This window comes from Streptomyces sp. NBC_00457 (assembly GCF_036014015.1).
GTDB lineage: Bacteria > Actinomycetota > Actinomycetes > Streptomycetales > Streptomycetaceae > Streptomyces.
In genome coordinates, this window is record NZ_CP107905.1 from 3,641,345 (window position 1) to 3,658,301 (window position 16,957).

The following is a 16,957-nucleotide window of genomic DNA, read 5'->3' on the forward strand; positions in this document are numbered from 1 at the left end:
GGAGCCCCGACATGACCAACGACATGACCAACGAGCTGCCCAACCGTCTGCTCACCCACCTGCGGCACGTCGACCTCGCCGTGCCCGACTACGACAAGCAGCTCGACTTCTACGCCGGAGTCTGGGGCCTGACCAAGGTCGCCGAGGACTCGGGTATCTCCTTCCTGGCCGCCGAGGGCAGCCCCGAGCAGTACGTCGTACGGCTCCGCAAGGCCGACGAGAAGCGGCTCGACCTCGTCTCCTACGGCACCGCGTCGGCCGCCCACGTGGACACGCTCGCCGAGCAACTCCTCGCAGACGGCGTGCGGTTGATCTCGCAGCCGGGCAAGGTCGACACCCCCGGCGGGGGCTACGGCTTCCGCTTCTTCGACGGCGACGGCCGCACCATCGAGGTCTCGGCGGAGGTCGAGGCCCGGCAGCACCGGCGTATCGAGGAGAAGGAGGCCATCCCGGTCCGCCTCTCGCACGTCGTCCTCAACTCCCCCGACCTGGACGGCACCCGCACCTGGTACGAACGCCACCTCGGCTTCCGGCTGTCCGACACGCTCAGCTCCCCGCACATGGGCGAGGTCATGCACTTCATGCGGATCAGCAGCCAGCACCACTCGATGGCCCTCGCCAAGGGGCCGCACACCTCCCTGCACCACGTCTCGTTCGAGATGCGCGGCCTGGACGAGTACATGCGCGGCTCGGGACGCGTGATGCGCTCCGGTGCCCGCAAGGTCTGGGGCCCGGGCCGCCACATGGCCGGCGACAACACCTTCACGTACTTCCTCGACCCGCACGGCAACACCGTCGAGTACACAACGGAGTTGGAGGAGCTCGATGAGGACACGTGGCATCCGCACGTCTACGACTTCTCCCGGCCCGAGGTCACCGACCAGTGGGGCACGGCGAACCCGATGAACGAACTGATCGCCAAGGAGTCCTTCAACGACGTCGACCCCGGCGTCTTCGTCGCCCCGCCGGTCTGAGCCCCAGGACTGCCATGCGCTTCGCCACGTACGAACACCACGGCCGCCGCAGCATCGCCACCGTGGATGACGACGGCACCCTCTACCCCATCCCCATCCCCATCCCCGGCCACGCCTCGCTGCTCGACCTGCTCCGGGCGGGCCCCGCGGCCCTGCGCGAGGCGGGCAACGCCACGCCGGCCGCGCCGGGCGGCACGCATGTCTCGCAGGTGCGGCTGCTGCCGCCTCTCCAGCCACCGTCCGTACGGGACTTCGTCACCTTCGAGGAACACGTCGAGGGCGTACGACGCAGCATCGACAACACGGCCGGGGTCCCCGACGCCTGGTACGACGCGCCGACCTTCTACTTCACCAATCCGTACGCCGTGATCGGCGCGCACGACGACGTGCCCGTGCCGCCCGGCTCCTCGGTCCTGGACTTCGAACTCGAAGTCGCCGCCGTCATCGGCCGCGAGGGCCGCGACCTGACACCCGAGCGGGCCCGCGACCACATCATCGGCTACACGATCTTCAACGACTGGTCCGCCCGTGACCTTCAATCCGCGGAAATGAAGGTGGGGTTGGGCCCCTGCAAGGGCAAGGACACCGCCGCCACCCTCGGCCCGTACCTGGTCACCACCGACGAGCTGGAGCCGTACCGGGACACGGACGGTTTCCTGCGGCTGACGCTGACCGCCGCGGTGAACGGCGAGGTGGTCGGCAAGGACCTGCTGTCCAACATGAGCTGGACCTTCGAGGAGATGGTCGCCTACGCCTCGCGCGGCACCTACGTCCGCCCGGGCGATGTGCTCGGCTCCGGCACCTGCGGCAACGGCGGCTGCCTGGCCGAGCTGTGGGGCGTACGCGGCCGCCAGGATCCGCCACCGCTGAAGCCCGGCGACACCGTCACCCTCACCGTCGAGGGCATCGGCACCGTCTCCAACACCGTCGTGCCCGGCGATGGACCGGTACCGGTCCATCGGGCCCGCAAGCGCCCAAGGCTGCGCCCGTGAACAGCGTGGCCGTGAACAGGCTGGACGGCAAGGTCGTGATCGTCACCGGAGCCGCGCGCGGGCAGGGCGCGGCCGAGGCCGAGGCGCTGACGCGCGCAGGGGCGGTGGTCGTCGCCACCGATGTGACTCAGGCTCCGGGCTGCCTGCGCCTGGACGTCACCGACGCGAAGGCGTGGGCAGCGCTCGCCGAAGAGCTGCGCTGCCAGTACGGAGAGGTCCACGGCCTGGTCAACAACGCCGGCATCACCTGGCGCGCGCGGCTCCACGAGGTCACGCCCGAGGACTTCGCCCGCGTCCAGGCGGTCAACGTCACCGGCCCGCTCCTTGCCATCCAGCACCTGGCGCCGTTGATGCCGCCGGGCTCGTCGATCGTCAACGTCGGCTCCTCCGCCGGGCTCACCGGGCACTACCCGGTCGCGTACACGGCCAGCAAGTGGGCGCTGCGCGGCCTGTCGAAGGCGGCCTGTGTCGAGCTGGGCCCGCGGGGCATCCGCGTGAACACCATCCACCCCGGCTTCATCGAGACCGAGATGACCGCCTCCGCCGCGCCCGCCTTCCGCGAGGCGAACATCCGCGAGACGCCGCTGGCCCGCACCGGCACCGTCGACGAGATCACCCCGCTGGTGGTCTTCCTCCTCTCCGACGACGCCTCCTTCATCACCGGCGCCGAGATCCCCGTCGACGGCGGCTTCACCGCACACGGCGGCGCCAAGTCCATCTCCGACGCCCTGCGGTCGACCTCCGCCTGACCTCCGACCGATAGGACCCGTACGGGAACAAGGTCAGCGCGAGCGCCGCCGCGGCGGTCACCGACATCCCCGACGGGGCCTCGCCGGCAGCCGACGGCTTCGGCCTGTCCGGCAGTCATCGAGTGCTGATGCCGGTGCGCATCCGGGGGGTGAGATTCCGCCGCTCGCCCGCGAGGACGGATCACCCGTGCCATGGTGGGGCATACCTTCAACAACTCCGGTCCCCCCACGAGCACTTCCGGGAGCGCCCATGCTGCGCGGCATCGACGTGAGTTCCTACCAGTCCTCCGCTTACGACACCGACGGCCTCTCCTTCGTCTTCATCAAGGCGACGGAAGGCCGTTCGTACGTCAACCCGAAGCTCGCCGCCCAGACGAAAAGGGGCCGCGACGCCGGCCTGGTCGTCGGCTTCTACCACTTCCTCTGGCCCGGCAACCTCACCGCCCAGGCCGAGTACTTCGTCAAGCACGCCCCGGAAAAGGGCAGCGACATCCTCGCCGTCGACTGGGAGACCACCGGCGACGGCACGCACGCGAGCAACGCGGAGAAGGACCGGTTCATCCGCAAGGTGAAGGAGCTTCGGCCCAATCACCGGGTGATCTTGTACTGCAACCGGAATTTCTGGCTCAACATCGACACGACGTCGTACGCGGGCGACGGCCTCTGGATCGCCGACTACGTCACCGCCGGTAAACCCCGCATCCAGGCGAAGTGGCGCTTCCACCAGTACACGAGCAACCCGATCGACAAGAACGTGGCGGACTTCGAGAGCAAGGCGGCGCTGCGGGCATGGGCCGACAACGCCTGATTCGTCTAACCGCCTGCTGAGGCAGCCAGTTCGCACCGGAGCCGCTTGGCGGGTGGGTCCGCCAGGTATGCGTTCAACAGGTCGAAGGTGCGAAGCTCGGGCGGCAAGCCCTCGTACCACCCGAGGCCATGGGCATTGCAGTCCTTGCAGATGAGACCTCGCGCGCATTCACCACAGCTGCGCCCACCGGAACAACATGCATGATCGTGATCGATATCCATGGCCCGCAAATCCGTATGGGTCGTCCCGCAAACCGCGCATATGTCCTGCTGAAACCGGCGCAACTGGTCAATGAACTCCATAGTCACGTTGTAGTTGCTGAGGCGGACCCGCGCTGCGTTGCATGGCTTGCAGTACGGCCGGGGAGCGCCCAATGCGTTGACAGGCGAGTAGTCGGTTACGGGCTTGTGCTCGCCGCACCCCAGGCACTCGATGAGCCCGCGCTTGATCATCATCTGGACGGCACCGTTGGCTCTCTTCTTGCGCAGCGGCGTGAGCGGTCGGCCCTTGCTCTGCTGCTGGTAGTGGCCGGAGCAGAGCTCTCTGGAAGCCGTTGCGCGGCCACGAGTGATGGGCGCCAGGTCCCCGCTGCCGCACACGTCCCCACAAGGCCCCCAGTAACTCGCCGACACACAATCCGATCAACGAGCCGCCCGAACATGCGTAACGCGCACGAACGTCTAAGGGTTCAGCCGGTGGCTCCTGGGGTGTCCAAGGACCGGGCGAAGTCGGCGAGCGTGCGGAAGTCGTCCTCGCGCAGGCCGATGCGCGGATTGACGTGGTGCAGAAGCCCAGGCCCGTGGTGGTGGGTGGTCACGTATGCCTGGTCCAGATCGCTCTGCTCGTCGTCCACCCAGGCGAAGGGACGGCCGTTGGCGTAGTCCACGAGGGCACCGGTCTTCCAGTGGACCCCGTCGGGGCGGTCCTGGAACAAGGCGTCGCCGAAGTCGACGAAGGGGAATTCGGGAAGACCGAGCACCGGGGCGATCCACCGGTTGGCTTGGTCCATCCATGTGGTGGCCCAGCACAGGTCGTACCCGAGCTAGAGCAGGGGTCGCCCGTGCTCTGGGTTGAGCCAGACCCGCAGGTGTCGCCGCCGGGCCGAGAGTCCTCTGTGTTCGTCCGGAGTTCCGCTGTCCCGGGGCACTCTGAGGGTGGTGTAGCCGTCGGGGCGCTTCTCCGGCTTGGCCGCATAGGGGTTGAGTGGCCCGTCCACGTCGAGGAACAGCAATGGTCGGTTCACGATTCCCCCGGTCTGGCTCAATATCGGCTGCGCGGTGGAAGCGTAGTTGCAGCGATCCGACGTGGAGCCGGTCGCCGGAAGACCGGGCATCATCAGCCACGTCGGACCCCTGCTCGCGCTCCGGGTGTCAGGCGCGGAAGGCTGCCGGGCGTTCGCGTGATGCCTCTGCCAGTGCCTTCGTCACTGCCTCGGCGCCTGCCCGCAGGCCGTACACCGGGGTGTCGGGCTGCTGGCGCCAGGAGTCGTCGATGCCGCCGGAGTCCACCGTGTCGAAGCCGAGGTCGTCGATCAGGGCACGCACCTTGCGCTTGGCCGCCTCGTCGTCGCCCGCGACGGGGAGGGCCATGCGGTCGGGGTCGCCGGCCGGGCGTGGGCGCTCCAGGATGTCCTGGGCGTAGGTGCCGTTGAAGGCCTTGATCACGGGGTGGCCGATGTTCCGTTCGGTCCAGCGGCTTTCGGTGAGGCCCTCGTCCTCGATGGCGGCGATCCTGCCGTCCCGCTGCTTGGGGTAGTAGTTGTTGGTGTCGATGACGGCAAGCTCGTCCGCCGCCCCGTCCAGCAGCCCGGCCGGCAGGTCGGGTACCGCCCTGGTCGGGATCGTGATCACGACGATCTCCGCGCCCCGTGCCGCTTCTTCGACCTTGACGGGCGTGGCGCCGGTTTCCTCCGCGAGCGCGGTGAGCGTGTGCGGTCCGCGGGAGTTGGCCACGGAGACGTCGTGACCGAGGGCGGTGAGCCGCCGGGTGAGGTTGCCGCCGATGTTGCCCGCGCCGATGATGCCGATCTTCATGACAGGCCCTTCCGGGGTTGGTGCTCCTGACAGTGCGTGACAGGGAGCAACAACTCCGGGACCGGGCGTGCTATTCCGCCGGACATGCTTCCGCCGGGCGTGGCGAAGGGGCGCCTGTCCGCTGCCGGACGGGCGCCCCTTCGTCAACTCACGTCACTTGTTCAGGTACGACCAGAACTCGTCGAACGACAGGAGCTTGTCGCCGTTGAGGTCCCGGCTGGCGATGATCACCTCGGCGACCGCCTCAGTGACGTTCCAGTCGCCCTGCTGGGCGAGGGCAGTCTTGAACTCGGCCGCGGTGATGAAGCCGTCACCGTCCGTATCGATCCGCTCGAAATGCTTGCGTGCTTCGTCGATGTCCGCCACCGATCCGCCCCTTCGTCATGCATGCTCCGTGTGTGCGGGGGTCAGATTATCGGGCCACCCGATGACGCAGCGCGGCGACCACCCAGGCGAACTCCTCGCGGTGCGCGGCCGCGGGTCCGCCGCCCTTCACCCGGGCCAGCAACTCCCGGTAGCGGGCCACCCGGTCATGGGTCATCGCCTCCAGACGTTCCAGTGCGGCGGCCCGGTCGACGTCGGCGCCCAGCAGGTCCCGCAGGATCTCCTCGGCCTCCGGCGCCTCGGGCGCGATGCCCCGCTCGCGTGCTTCGGCCCCCAGCTGCACGAGGCGGCGGGCGAACCACATCGACACTCCGGCCGGGCTGTCCTGCCCCTGCCGTCCGGCAGCGTTGAATTCGGCCACCTGCCTCATCTGCGCCCGGAACCCCGGGTCCTGCAACAGCTCGGCCAGCTCCACCCAGGCGTCGACCTGGTCCGGCGTCGGCTCGTCCGGCAGGTCCACCGTCATGTTCCGCATCCGCTCCCGGATCACCGGGTCCGCGGTGTCGAGCCCGTGGAACATCTCCTCCACGAACTCCTCGAGAATCCGCCGCCGCTCCGCGGCCGACAGCCGCGCCAATTTGTTCATCAGGGTCATCTCCTCCGCGGTCGAGCCGCGTCGCGCCACGGTCGACAGCACCGCACGGGTCACCTTCAGCGACCGGATCTGCGCGTCCAGCGCCGCCACGTGCGTGGCCGCGACGGACGCGATGTCCTGCTCGCCGCTGATCACCTTGCGTACGTCGTCCAGGCCGAGGCCCAGTTCGCGCAGGGTGCGGATCAGCTCCAGGCGGGCGACGGACCCGGCGTCGTACAGGCGGTAGCCGCCCGTCGACCGGGTCACCGGGGGCAGGGCGCCCTCGTCCGACCAGTAGCGGATGGTGCGCACGGTCAGTCCGGTGGCCCTGGCCAGCTCGCCGATGGTGAACAGTGCGGTGCCGTCTTCGCTCATGTCCGCGAGTCTGGGGCTTCCAGTGGGTGGAGACTCAAGTGGTCCCGGTTCAGTGCCAGGCCTCGTAGTGCGGGTTGCTCTGGCAGCCGCTCATGATCTCGACCTTGGTCGTCTTGTTCACCGGGCAGACGCCGATGATGTACTTCCGGTGGATACCGCCGGGGAAGGCGACCTCGACCTGGTCGGCCCACTTGTGGGTGTCGCCGATGGTCTTGTTGACGTCGATGCCGCCGGGGGCGTCGATGTAGTAGTTGTAGCCCGACTTCTACCAGGTCTTGTACAGGTCGTGGTCGTACGACGTCGACACGTACGGCGAGGGCTGGTTGACGAGGACGTAGCTCTCGATGTCGTACTGGCCGTTGAGGACGTCCTTGGGCAGGAAGCCCTCTTCGAAGACGACCGCGGGTCCGCGGCCGTCGGCGCGGTACAGCGTGCCGCAGGTCTTGCGCCAGACCGGTGTGGGTGTGATGCGGGAGATGTCGACGCGGCGGTCGGCGGCCGCCTTGACGGGGTCGTCGAACTGGGGACAGGCAGGGGCTGCGGCGGCCTTCGCGGGCGCCGTCGTGGGGACCGTGGCGGCCGTCGTGGAGAAGACGGCCGCGAGGGACAGGACGGCGGCAACAGCCCGCCGCCGCAGACGAGTTGTGATCATGCGGGGCACGATTCCGGGTCTGCGGCGGCGGGCTGTGGATCTTCACTCGTACGGCGGCGTGTCCGCGCGATCGTCTTTACGGAAGCGCCTCTGTGCCGCCGTCACCGTCGCCGTCACCGGAAGATGCCGGTGTGGCCGAGTGAGTAGCGGCCCGGTTGCGGGTAGACCGCGAGGCCGTGCGGGCCGTCGCCGACCGGGATGCGGGCGAGCTGGGTGCCGGTGCGGGTGTCGATGGCGTAGACCTCGGCGTCGTACCGGCCGGACAGCCACAGGACCTTGCCGTCGGCGGAGACGCCGCCCATGTCGGGGCTGCCGCCGTCGGGGAGGTGCCACTTCTTGGTGAGCTTGTTCCGCGTGAAGTCGAAGACGGAAACGGAGCCCTCGCCGCGGTTGGAGACGTACATCTCGCGGGAGTCCCGGCTGACGTACAGCCCGTGGCAGCCCTTGCCGGTGGGCAGGAGGGTGGGCTCGGTGAACTTCTCGCCGTCCAGCACCCACATGCCGTCGGCCATCATGTCGGCGATGTAGAACTTCTTGCCGTCCGGGGAGATCTTCACGTCCTGCGGCATGGCCCCGTCGAAGGGGAGCTTCTGCTGTCCGACGACCTCCATCTTCTCCGTGTCGACCTTCAGCAGCTCGCCGCTGAACTCGCAGGAGACGATGAAGTACTTGCCGTCGGCGGAGAAGTCGGCGTGGTTGACGCCGTAGCAGGTGACCGGTTCGGTCTTGATCCGCTCCATGGTGTGCGGGTCGCGGAAGACGAGTTCGCGGTCGAGGGAGGCCATGACGACGGCGTACTTGCCGTTGGGCGTGAAGTAGAGGTTGTACGGGTCGTGGACCTCGACCTCCTTGCCCGCCTTGCCGGTCTTGGGGTCGATGGGGGTGAGGGTGTGGCCGCGGTTGTTGTTGACCCAGAGGGTCTTCAGGTCCCAGGACGGGACGACGTGCTGGGGCTGGCGGCCGACGGGGATGGTCTCGATGATCTCGTACGTCTTCGGGTCGATGACCGAGACCGTGTCGGACTCGGTGTTGGGGACGTAGACCCGGGACGGGAAGTCCTTGACCACGGGCGAGAGTTGGTTCGGTCTGTCCGCCGCGTAGACGTCCTTCGGGTCGAGGACGGGCGGCATGCCGGGCAGGCCCTGGACGGGCTTCTTCGGCGGTGCGGGTACGGCCGCCTTGGTGTTGAGGGCCTGGGGTGCCGGGTCCGGGGACTGGGTGCCGCAGGCGGCGAGTGCGATGAGGGCGGCGCCCGCGATCAGGGTGCGTGTGACGAGGTTCCGGTGCATCAGCTCAGCAGCTCCGTGGTGGTGACCGCGCGCAGTCCGCGGTGGTCGAGTTCTTCCAGTACGGCGGGGAGCGCGGCGACCGTGTCCGCGTAGCCGAAGTGCAGGCTCACGATCGATCCGCCCCGGATTCCGCCCATGACGTTGCCGGTGACGGCGTCGGGGCCGGGCGAGGTGAAGTCGAGGGAGTCCACGTCGTAGGAGAGGACGTGGGGGTAGCCCGCGGTGCGGGCCAGCCGTTCGACGAGCGGGGAGGCGCGCGCGGCGCGGGACGGGCGGAACCAGGTGCCGATCGATCCGGTCAGCCGCTTCAGCCGCTCGGCGCATTCGGTGATCTCGGCGTGGGCCTCGGCCTCGGACATGGCGTTGACGTCCAGGTGCCGATGGGTGTGGTTGCCGAGGTCGTGGCCGCCGTCGAGGATGCGGCGGGCGAGCTCCGGGTGCTCGTCGAGCCAGGTGCCGACGGCGAGCACGGTGACCCGGGCGCCGTGCCGTTCGGCCACGCCGAGCAGGGAGCGGGCGGTGGCGGGGTCGCCGGCGCCGTGGAAGGTGAGGGCGACGCGGGGGTGGTCGCGGGGGCCGTGGGTGATCTGGGCGGGGTGCCTGGGGAAGCGGCGGGGTCCGGGGGCGGGGGGTCGGGCGGACGGGCGGGGCGGGCGGGTGTGCGGAGCTGTGGCGCCCGGTTCGGCACACCCTGCGGCGAGCCCGCCCGCGGCGGCAACGAGGCCGGCTCCGGCACGTAGCGCCGCCCGTCGGTCGGTGGTGGTCACCCGCACCATTTAAGAGGCGTTATGTCCGAAAACTCGCGATTGATCCGGTTGGCGGTGGGGTCAAGGCGCGGTCAAGGGCCGGTAAACGGTGCGCTCAAGCTCCCGGTAGACAGTGTGCATCTCAACGGCGTGGTCATCTGTCGGCGACCCGCATCTCGAACCATGTCGTCTTCCCGCGCGGCAGCAGATCCACGCCCCACCGGTCGGAGAGCTTGTCGACGAGGAACAGTCCTCGCCCGCTCACGTCCATCTCCTGGACCGGCATGAGGCAGGGCAGCCCCCGGGAGGGGTCGCGGACCTCGACGCGGATCCAGCCCCGGCGGCGGCGCAGCCGCAGTCCGAAGACGCGGGCGCCGGTGTGCCGTACGGCATTGCCGACGAGTTCCGACACGAGTAAGACCGCGTCCTCCGTCATCTTGGGGGTGAGTCCCCACTGACGCAGGACGACGACCTGGGTCAGTCTGCGTGCGGTGGCGGCGGACTCGGGGCGGGACGGCAGCGGCACCTCCGACTCCGTCGGGTTGCCGAACAACTCCAGTACTTTGAGCGCGAGTTCGTCCTCGGCCGCCGGCGACCAGCGCGCCGCGGTCGCACGGCCGTGTCCCCGCGGCTGTTCGACACCCTCCAGCCCCGCCATGCCCCCATCATGGCCGCCCCGAACGCCCTCCGGGGGCGTCTCTGCGGAATGCGCCCCCCGGAATCCACCATTCCGCACCGGTGGATTGGCATATGCCAGGGGCAGTTCGGGGTCGGTTACAGCCCCGCTGACCTGCGGCGAAGGCTCGATCGGCGGCAATCGACGGACTCCCTCGGCAAGACAGGCTTAAGGTTGCCTTAAGGCTCCCATAAACCGCCCCATCGAGGGACCCCGGATCAGACATCGCGTCAATTGCAAGGCCCTGCGGGGGCTTTGGGGGAGAGATTTACAAGAACTTCGCCTTCCCCGGACCCTCCTCGACGAAGCTGCGCATGCCGCGCTCGCGGTCCTCGGTGGCGAACAGGCCCGCGAACCAGTTCCGTTCCACCGCCAGGCCGGTCTCGATGTCCGTCTCCAGGCCCGTGTCGATGGACTCCTTCGCCGCGCGCAGGGCGATCGCGGGGCCCTGCGCCAGCTTCGCGGCCCAGGCGTGCGCAGCTTCGTACACCTCGGCGGCCGGGACGATCCGGTCCACCAGGCCCAGCGCCAGCGCCTCGTCCGCCTTGACCTGGCGGCCCGTGAAGATCAGGTCCTTCGCCTTGGACGGGCCGATCAGCCGGGCCAGGCGCTGGGTGCCGCCGGCGCCGGGGATCAGACCGAGCAGGATCTCCGGCTGGCCCAGCTTGGCGTTCTCGCCGGCGATGCGGAAGTCCGCGCAGAGCGCCAACTCGCAGCCGCCGCCGAGGGCGTAGCCGGTGACGGCGGCGACGACCGGCTTGGGGATGCGGGCCACGGCGGTGAAGGAGTCCTGCAGGGCGCGGGCGCGGAGGACCATGGCGGTGTGGTCCATGGCCTGCATCTCTTTGATGTCCGCGCCCGCTGCGAAGACCTTCTCGCCGCCGTAGATCACCACAGCGCGTACGTCTTCCCTGCGGGACGCTTCCTCGGCCAGGTCCTTGAGGCGGTCCTGGGTTTCGATGTCCAGGGCGTTCATGGGTGGGCGGTCGAGGCGGATGGTGCCGATGCCTTCGGCTACTTCGAGAGTTACGGTCATGGTTGGCAGGTTAACGGTCGCTAATGTCGTCGCCACAGTGCGGATTCGTTGTGGCTGGTCGCGCAGTTCCCCGCGCCCCTAAAAAAGGGGCGCGTCACCTCACGTTCCTCAAGAGGTCCACTTCTCCCACGGCATGTTCCAGCCGTTCAACCCGTTGTCCGGGTCCACGATCCTGTCGTTGGAGTTCTTCACCACGACCACGTCGCCGATCATCGAGTTGTTGAAGAACCAGGCGGCCGGGACGCCGCTGTCGTAGCCGCCGCGGACGTCGCGGAGGCCGATGCAGCCGTGGCTGGCGTTGTAGTTGCCGAAGGCGCCGCCGCCCCAGTAGTTGCCGTGGATGAAGGTGCCGGAGGTGGTGAGGCGCTGGGCGTGCGGGACGTCCTTGATGTCGTACTCACCGCCGTAGCCGACCGTTTCGCCGTTCATACGGGTCACCTTGAGCTGCTCGGTGATGACCATCTGGCCGTTCCAGGTGTCGTAGCCGGGCTTGCCGGTGGTGACGGGGATCGTCTTGATGACCTTGCCGTCCCGCTTGACCTGCATGGTGCGCTTCTTGACGTCGACGGTCGAGATCTGGCTGCGGCCGATGGTGAAGGAGACGGTCTTGGCCTGCTCGCCGTAGACGCCGTCGCGGCCCTCGACGCCGTCGAGGTTGAGATCGACGGTGACCTTGGTGCCCGGCTTCCAGTATTTCTCGGGGCGGAAGTCGAGGCGGTCGTTGCCGAACCAGTGGCCCTGGACGTCGACGGCGGGCTCGGTCTTGATCTTGATGGCCTTCTCGACGTCCTCGGGGGCGGTGATGCCCCGGGTGAAGCGGATCGAGAACGGCATTCCCACGCCGACCTTGGAGCCGTCCTCGGGGGTGAACTCACCGATGAACGTGTTCTCGGGCGTCAGGGTGGTGAAGCTGGCGTCCTCGGCGGCCTCGCGGCCCTTGGAGTCCTCGGCGACGGCGTGGACCTTGTACGTGGTGGACGCGGCGAGATGGGTGGACGGCGTCCAGCCTGCCCCGCCGTCGGTGATCTTCCCGGGTATTTCCTTGCCCTTGGCGTCCTTGACCTGGACCTCGGTCAGCTTGCCCTTGGCGGCGCTGACCTTGAGGGCGCCGTCGGTGTCGACGGACTTGGCGCCGTCCTTCGGGGCTATCGTCACGACGGCCTGCGACTGCTTGCTCTCGGCCTGGGTGGAGTCCTCACCCTTGCCGGGCCCGGACGTCGAGTCCGAGCCACCCCCGCCGCACGCGGTGACGGCGAGAAGCAGCCCACACATCAGTGCCGCCACCTTCCCGCGTCGCCCCCGCGCGTCAACCGACGCCCCCGATATCGGCCGCACGTTCAAGTTCTTTCTCCCCTCGCCGGGCCCGTCCACCGGACCCATGCCGGGCCTGGTCGGGCCCGCTCCCCAGGCGCGTCGCGCGCGCTCGGCGCATATTAACCACAAGGCCAGCGGCATAGTCGCTTCATGATTGTCACTGTTCCGTACCGAACTTCAACAGAATGTCGGCCAACCCGCCCCTTGCTCCCGCTACTTCACCGCACTGCCCGCCTTCCACTCCTTCCAGCCCATATTCCACCCTCCGAGGCCGTTGTCGGGAGCGACCTTTTTGTCATTGCTGTGGACGACCTCGACGACGTCCCCGACGAGGCTGCGGTCGAAGAACCAGCCGGCCGGGGTGTCCGAGCCGCCGCCCTTCACATCGCGCAGGCCGACACAGCCGTGGCTGATGTTGGTCCGCCCGAAGACGGTGTCCGGCGCCCAGTAGTTGCCGTGCAGGAAGGTGCCGGAGTCGGTGAGGCGCATGGCGTGCGGGACGTCCGGGATGTCGTACTCGCCCTTGCCGTTCGCCTTCTTGAAGCCGACCGTGGCGCCGTTCATCCGGGTCAGGTCGAGCATCTCGGTGACCACCATCTTGCCGTTGTACGTCGTGTGCTTGGGGGCGCCGGCGGTGATCGGCACGGTGGCGAGCAGCTCGCCGTCGCGGCGTACGTCCATGGTGTGTGCGCGGGCGTCGACCAGGGAGATCTGGCTGCGGCCGACGGTGAAGGAGAACGTCTTGTGCTGGAGGCCGTAGACGCCGGGGGCGCCTTCGACGTCGCGGAAGCGCAGGGCGACGGTGACTTGAGTGCCGGGTTTCCAGTAGTGCTCGGGTCGGAAGTCGAGGCGGCCGTTGCCGAACCAGTGCGGGCGGATCTCGACGGCGGGTTTCGCGCTGACGTGGACGGCGCGTTCGACGGCGGCGCGGTCGGCGATCTCCCGGTTGAACTCGATGGAGACGATCATTCCGGTGCCGACGGTGGAGCGGTTCTCCGGGGCGACGTACCCGATGAACCGCTCCTCGGGGACGTACGTGGTGAAGGTCGTGTGCCGTGCCGAGCGCCGTCCCCTGCCGTCCAGTGCCACCGCGTCGACCGTGTACTCGGCGGCCAGCGCGAGCTTCTCGTCGTCGGGCTCCCAGCGCAGGCCGTCCTCGGAGATGTGCCCGGTCACGGGGGTCTCCTGCGCGTCCTGGGACTTGACGACCCGCACCGATTCCAGGCGCCCGCTGGGCACCCGTACCCGCAGCCTGCTGTCGGGTCTCACGCCCCTGCTGCCGTCGTCCGGGGAGACGCGGATGACGTCCTCCGGTGCCCGGGCCTTGCCGAACACCGCGTCGATGCCGGCCCCGCCCGAGCCGTCGTCCGACGTGCATCCGGCGGCCCCGGCCAGCAGTCCTGCCCATGTCAGTACGGCGGCCAGCGCGGCCCCCGCGCGCCGCGCGCGCCCATGTACGTGCCTCACAACGACCCCAACGACAGGGCCCGCTCCCGGGAAACGTGAGTGCGACCCAAGCTCTGGGCAGAAGAGTGGGGAGGACGACACGACGGGGAGCCCCGGCAGCGACAGGGAGCCGAAGGGGCGCGGTGGTGTCGGGAGGGCGAGCGCGCGAAGGCCGGAAGGGTCGAGCACGGTCGGGCTCTCGGCAGCGCCTGGAGCGCCCCGGAGGCGAGCGGAGCCGAGAAAGGCTGTCGCTGCGCGCTCTTTCCGCGGGTCGTTCCGCGAGCCGTGGGAGGCTGTCACGTGTCCAGCGCAGCCGAGCAGGAGGCGGTGGCCGAGGGGCGCGCTGCCGCACAGGAAGCCGTGACCGAGCGTGCCGTCGTGAACGGTGCGCGGCGGGCGGCGCCGCCGGGTGCGCAGGTGTGGCCGGGTGCGCCGATGCCTCTGGGGTCCCGGTTCCGGACCGGTCCCGACGGGGTGGCCGGTACCAACTTCGCGCTGTGGGCGGGCGGGGCCGAGGCGGTCGAGCTGTGCCTGTTCGGGCCGGACGGCAAGGAGACCCGGGCCCGGCTGACCGAGCTGACGCACGAGATCTGGCACGGCTTCGTACCCGGCGTGATGCCCGGTCAGCGGTACGGCTATCGCGTGCACGGCCGCTGGGACCCGTGGACCGGCGGTCGCTGGAACCCCGCCAAACTGCTTCTCGACCCGTACGCCCGCGCGGTGGACGGCGACTTCAGCCTGCCGCCCGAGGTGTACGGCCATGTGCGTGACTGGCCCCAGCAGCAGGTCGCGGACACCGTGCGCGACGACCGGGACTCGGCGCCGTACGTGCCGAAGGGCGTCGTCGTCCAGGACGACGACGACTGGGCGGACGACCGGCGGCCGAAGACGCCATGGGCGGACTCGGTCATCTATGAGCTGCACGTCCGGGGATTCACCAAGCTGCACCCGGGGATTCCCGAGGAACTGCGGGGCACGTACGCCGGTCTGGCGCACCCCGCCGCCGTCGAGCACCTGGTGAAGCTCGGCGTCACGGCGGTCGAGCTGCTGCCGGTGCACCAGTTCGCGCACGAGGACCATCTGCTGCGCCGCGGCCTGAAGAACTACTGGGGCTACAACTCCATCGGCTACTTCGCCCCGCACGCGGCGTACGCGGCGACGGGCACGGCGGGCCAGCAGGTCGGCGAGTTCAAGCGGATGGTGCGGGCGCTGCACTCGGCCGGGATCGAGGTCATCCTCGACGTGGTCTACAACCACACGGCGGAGGCGGGCGAGCTGGGCCCGATGCTGTCGCTGAAGGGCATCGACAACCGCGGCTACTACCGGCTGCAGGACGACGCGCGCCGGTACGCGGACTACACCGGCTGCGGCAACACCCTGCACGTGGTCCAGCCGCATGTGCTGCGTCTGATCACGGACTCCCTGCGGTACTGGGTGACCGAGATGGGCGTCGACGGCTTCCGCTTCGACCTGGCGGCGGCGCTGGCCCGCTCCATGCACGACGTCGACATGCTCTCCCCGTTCCTGGCCGTCATCGCCCAGGACCCGGTGCTGCGGCGGGTGAAGCTGATCGCCGAGCCGTGGGACGTGGGGTCGGGCGGCTACCAGGTGGGCGCCTTCCCGCCCCTGTGGACGGAGTGGAACGACCGCTACCGCAACGCCGTACGGGACTTCTGGCGGGGCGCGCTGCCGGACGTACGGGATCTGGGGTACCGGCTGTCGGGGTCCAGCGACCTCTACGCCTGGGGCGGGCGGCGCCCCTACGCCTCGGTCAACTTCATCACCGCACACGACGGTTTCACCCTGCGCGACCTGGTGTCGTACGAGCGCAAGCACAACGAGGCCAACGGCGAGGGCAACCGGGACGGCACGGACGACAACCGCGCGTGGAACTGCGGCGCCGAGGGAGAGACGGACGAGGAGCGCGTACGGGCGCTCCGGCGACGCCAGTTGCGGAACCTGCTGACGACGCTGTTGCTGTCCACGGGGGTGCCGATGCTGGTCGCGGGCGACGAGCTGGGGCGGACGCAGCGGGGCAACAACAACGCGTACTGCCAGGACAACGAGATCAGCTGGCTGGACTGGGAGCTGCTGGAGGAGCCGGGCTGGAAGGCCCTGTGCGACCTCACCTCCCGCCTGATCGACCTGCGGCACCGGCATCCGGTACTCCGCCGCCGCGCGTTCTTCTCCGGGCGGGCGCACTCCGCCGACGGGCTGCGTGACCTGGCCTGGTTCACCGCCCGCGGCACGGAGATGACGGAACGGGACTGGTACGCGCCCGCCGCGTCGCTGGGCATGTACCTCTCCGGGCGGGACATCCCGGGGCGGGACGAGCGGGGTGCGCCGATCGTCGACGACAGCTTCCTCGCCGTGCTCCATGCCGGGGACCGGCCGGTGAGTTTCGTGCTGCCGGGGCCGCCGTGGGCGGAGCGGTACGAGGTGGTCGTCGACACGTCGCGGGAGGAGCAGGGGGAGGCGCCGGGGGTGGAGCATCGGGCGGGTGCGGCGATCACGGTGCCGGCGCGGGCGGTGTTGCTGCTGCGGGTGGCCGGCTGACGAGTTTGCGCCCCCGCCGCCCCTACCCGTCCCATCCTCCAGGGGCTCCGCCCCTTCGACCCCGCCAGGGGGCTCCGCCCCCTGAACCCCCGCGGGGCTCCGCCCCTGCACCCCGCCAAGGGCTCCGCCCCTGCACCCCGCCAAGGGCTCCGCCCCATGGACCCCCGCGGGGCTCCGCCCCTGCACCCCGTTCGGGGGCCAGCCCCCGGACCCCCGCTCCTCAAACGCCGGAGGGGCTGACGTTTAGCCCATCCGGCGTTTGAGGACAAGGCCCGTTCAGGGCCGAAGCGGGGTCTGGGGGCGGCAGCCCCCAGGGATGGGACGGGTAAGGGCGGCGGGGGCGAGGAAACCCG

15 protein-coding genes and 2 pseudogenes are annotated in these 16,957 nt (G+C 69.5%); 5 read left to right on the top strand and 12 right to left on the bottom strand.

The features are described from left to right. Positions 1–11: 11 nt before the first annotated feature. From OG828_RS16355 to OG828_RS16370, 4 genes are all read left to right on the top strand, one after another. Positions 12–974: a VOC family protein gene (locus OG828_RS16355; protein WP_443062406.1), complete on the top strand. Its 963-nt coding sequence runs from the start codon at positions 12–14 to the stop codon at positions 972–974. A gap of 14 nt (positions 975–988) precedes the next feature. Continuing rightward, complete coding sequence (locus tag OG828_RS16360; RefSeq protein ID WP_328501554.1) at positions 989–1,966, top strand: fumarylacetoacetate hydrolase family protein; 978 nt, start codon at positions 989–991, stop codon at positions 1,964–1,966. Further along, positions 1,963–2,715, top strand: a complete 753-nt coding sequence (locus tag OG828_RS16365; RefSeq protein WP_328501555.1) for an SDR family NAD(P)-dependent oxidoreductase — start codon at positions 1,963–1,965, stop codon at positions 2,713–2,715. Before OG828_RS16360 ends, OG828_RS16365 begins: the two co-directional genes overlap by 4 nt. Positions 2,716–2,965: 250 nt before the next feature. Then, a complete protein-coding gene (locus tag OG828_RS16370) occupies positions 2,966–3,523 on the top strand; it encodes a glycoside hydrolase family 25 protein (protein ID WP_328501556.1) in 558 nt (185 codons plus the stop codon). A 5-nt stretch (positions 3,524–3,528) separates the two neighbouring features. Here the strand turns inward: OG828_RS16370 and OG828_RS49550 are convergent, their stop codons facing one another. From OG828_RS49550 to OG828_RS16425, 12 genes and pseudogenes are all read right to left on the bottom strand, one after another. Continuing rightward, positions 3,529–3,978, bottom strand: coding sequence for an endonuclease domain-containing protein (locus tag OG828_RS49550; RefSeq protein ID WP_443062407.1), 450 nt, complete (start codon positions 3,976–3,978; stop codon positions 3,529–3,531). A gap of 233 nt (positions 3,979–4,211) precedes the next feature. Further along, positions 4,212–4,766 (bottom strand): annotated as a pseudogene (locus OG828_RS16375) (hypothetical protein). Between the two features lie 127 nt (positions 4,767–4,893). Further along, positions 4,894–5,556, bottom strand: coding sequence for an NADPH-dependent F420 reductase (locus OG828_RS16380; protein ID WP_443060143.1), 663 nt, complete (start codon positions 5,554–5,556; stop codon positions 4,894–4,896). Positions 5,557–5,709: 153 nt separating this feature from the next. Beyond that, a complete protein-coding gene (locus OG828_RS16385; protein WP_328356580.1) occupies positions 5,710–5,922 on the bottom strand; it encodes an EF-hand domain-containing protein in 213 nt (70 codons plus the stop codon). A gap of 46 nt (positions 5,923–5,968) precedes the next feature. Beyond that, entirely contained in the window at positions 5,969–6,889 is a 921-nt protein-coding gene (locus OG828_RS16390; protein ID WP_328501557.1) for a helix-turn-helix domain-containing protein, read from the bottom strand. A 49-nt stretch (positions 6,890–6,938) separates the two neighbouring features. Beyond that, a pseudogene (locus OG828_RS16395) lies at positions 6,939–7,541 on the bottom strand (ADP-ribosyltransferase). Positions 7,542–7,654: 113 nt separating this feature from the next. Then, complete coding sequence (locus OG828_RS16400) at positions 7,655–8,830, bottom strand: YncE family protein (protein ID WP_328356589.1); 1,176 nt, start codon at positions 8,828–8,830, stop codon at positions 7,655–7,657. Continuing rightward, on the bottom strand, positions 8,830–9,606 hold the full coding sequence (locus OG828_RS16405; protein WP_328501558.1) for a polysaccharide deacetylase family protein: 777 nt from the start codon (positions 9,604–9,606) through the stop codon (positions 8,830–8,832). Before OG828_RS16405 ends, OG828_RS16400 begins: the two co-directional genes overlap by 1 nt. A gap of 124 nt (positions 9,607–9,730) precedes the next feature. Next, entirely contained in the window at positions 9,731–10,234 is a 504-nt protein-coding gene (locus tag OG828_RS16410) for an ATP-binding protein (RefSeq protein WP_328438460.1), read from the bottom strand. A gap of 286 nt (positions 10,235–10,520) precedes the next feature. Beyond that, positions 10,521–11,288 (bottom strand): enoyl-CoA hydratase/isomerase family protein, encoded by a 768-nt coding sequence (locus OG828_RS16415; protein WP_328356598.1) that lies wholly within the window; start codon positions 11,286–11,288, stop codon positions 10,521–10,523. A 108-nt stretch (positions 11,289–11,396) separates the two neighbouring features. Beyond that, on the bottom strand, positions 11,397–12,629 hold the full coding sequence (locus tag OG828_RS16420; protein ID WP_328501559.1) for a L,D-transpeptidase: 1,233 nt from the start codon (positions 12,627–12,629) through the stop codon (positions 11,397–11,399). Between the two features lie 186 nt (positions 12,630–12,815). Beyond that, entirely contained in the window at positions 12,816–14,069 is a 1,254-nt protein-coding gene (locus tag OG828_RS16425) for a L,D-transpeptidase (RefSeq protein ID WP_328501560.1), read from the bottom strand. Between the two features lie 279 nt (positions 14,070–14,348). Between OG828_RS16425 and glgX the strand changes: the two genes are divergently transcribed. Beyond that, a complete protein-coding gene (glgX, locus tag OG828_RS16430; protein WP_328501561.1) occupies positions 14,349–16,604 on the top strand; it encodes a glycogen debranching protein GlgX in 2,256 nt (751 codons plus the stop codon). The last annotated feature ends 353 nt before the right edge of the window (positions 16,605–16,957 follow it).

Bases quoted from the DNA above. Each gene is read 5' to 3' on its own strand.
- OG828_RS16355 (WP_443062406.1), top strand. From the start codon at position 12: ATGACCAACGACATGACCAACGAGCTGCCCAACCGTCTGCTCACCCAC.
- OG828_RS16360 (WP_328501554.1), top strand. From the start codon at position 989: ATGCGCTTCGCCACGTACGAACACCACGGCCGCCGCAGCATCGCCACC.
- OG828_RS16370 (WP_328501556.1), top strand. From the start codon at position 2,966: ATGCTGCGCGGCATCGACGTGAGTTCCTACCAGTCCTCCGCTTACGAC.
- OG828_RS49550 (WP_443062407.1), bottom strand. From the start codon at position 3,978: ATGATGATCAAGCGCGGGCTCATCGAGTGCCTGGGGTGCGGCGAGCAC.
- OG828_RS16380 (WP_443060143.1), bottom strand. From the start codon at position 5,556: ATGAAGATCGGCATCATCGGCGCGGGCAACATCGGCGGCAACCTCACC.
- OG828_RS16390 (WP_328501557.1), bottom strand. From the start codon at position 6,889: ATGAGCGAAGACGGCACCGCACTGTTCACCATCGGCGAGCTGGCCAGG.
- OG828_RS16400 (WP_328356589.1), bottom strand. From the start codon at position 8,830: ATGCACCGGAACCTCGTCACACGCACCCTGATCGCGGGCGCCGCCCTC.
- OG828_RS16405 (WP_328501558.1), bottom strand. From the start codon at position 9,606: ATGGTGCGGGTGACCACCACCGACCGACGGGCGGCGCTACGTGCCGGA.
- OG828_RS16410 (WP_328438460.1), bottom strand. From the start codon at position 10,234: ATGGCGGGGCTGGAGGGTGTCGAACAGCCGCGGGGACACGGCCGTGCG.
- OG828_RS16415 (WP_328356598.1), bottom strand. From the start codon at position 11,288: ATGACCGTAACTCTCGAAGTAGCCGAAGGCATCGGCACCATCCGCCTC.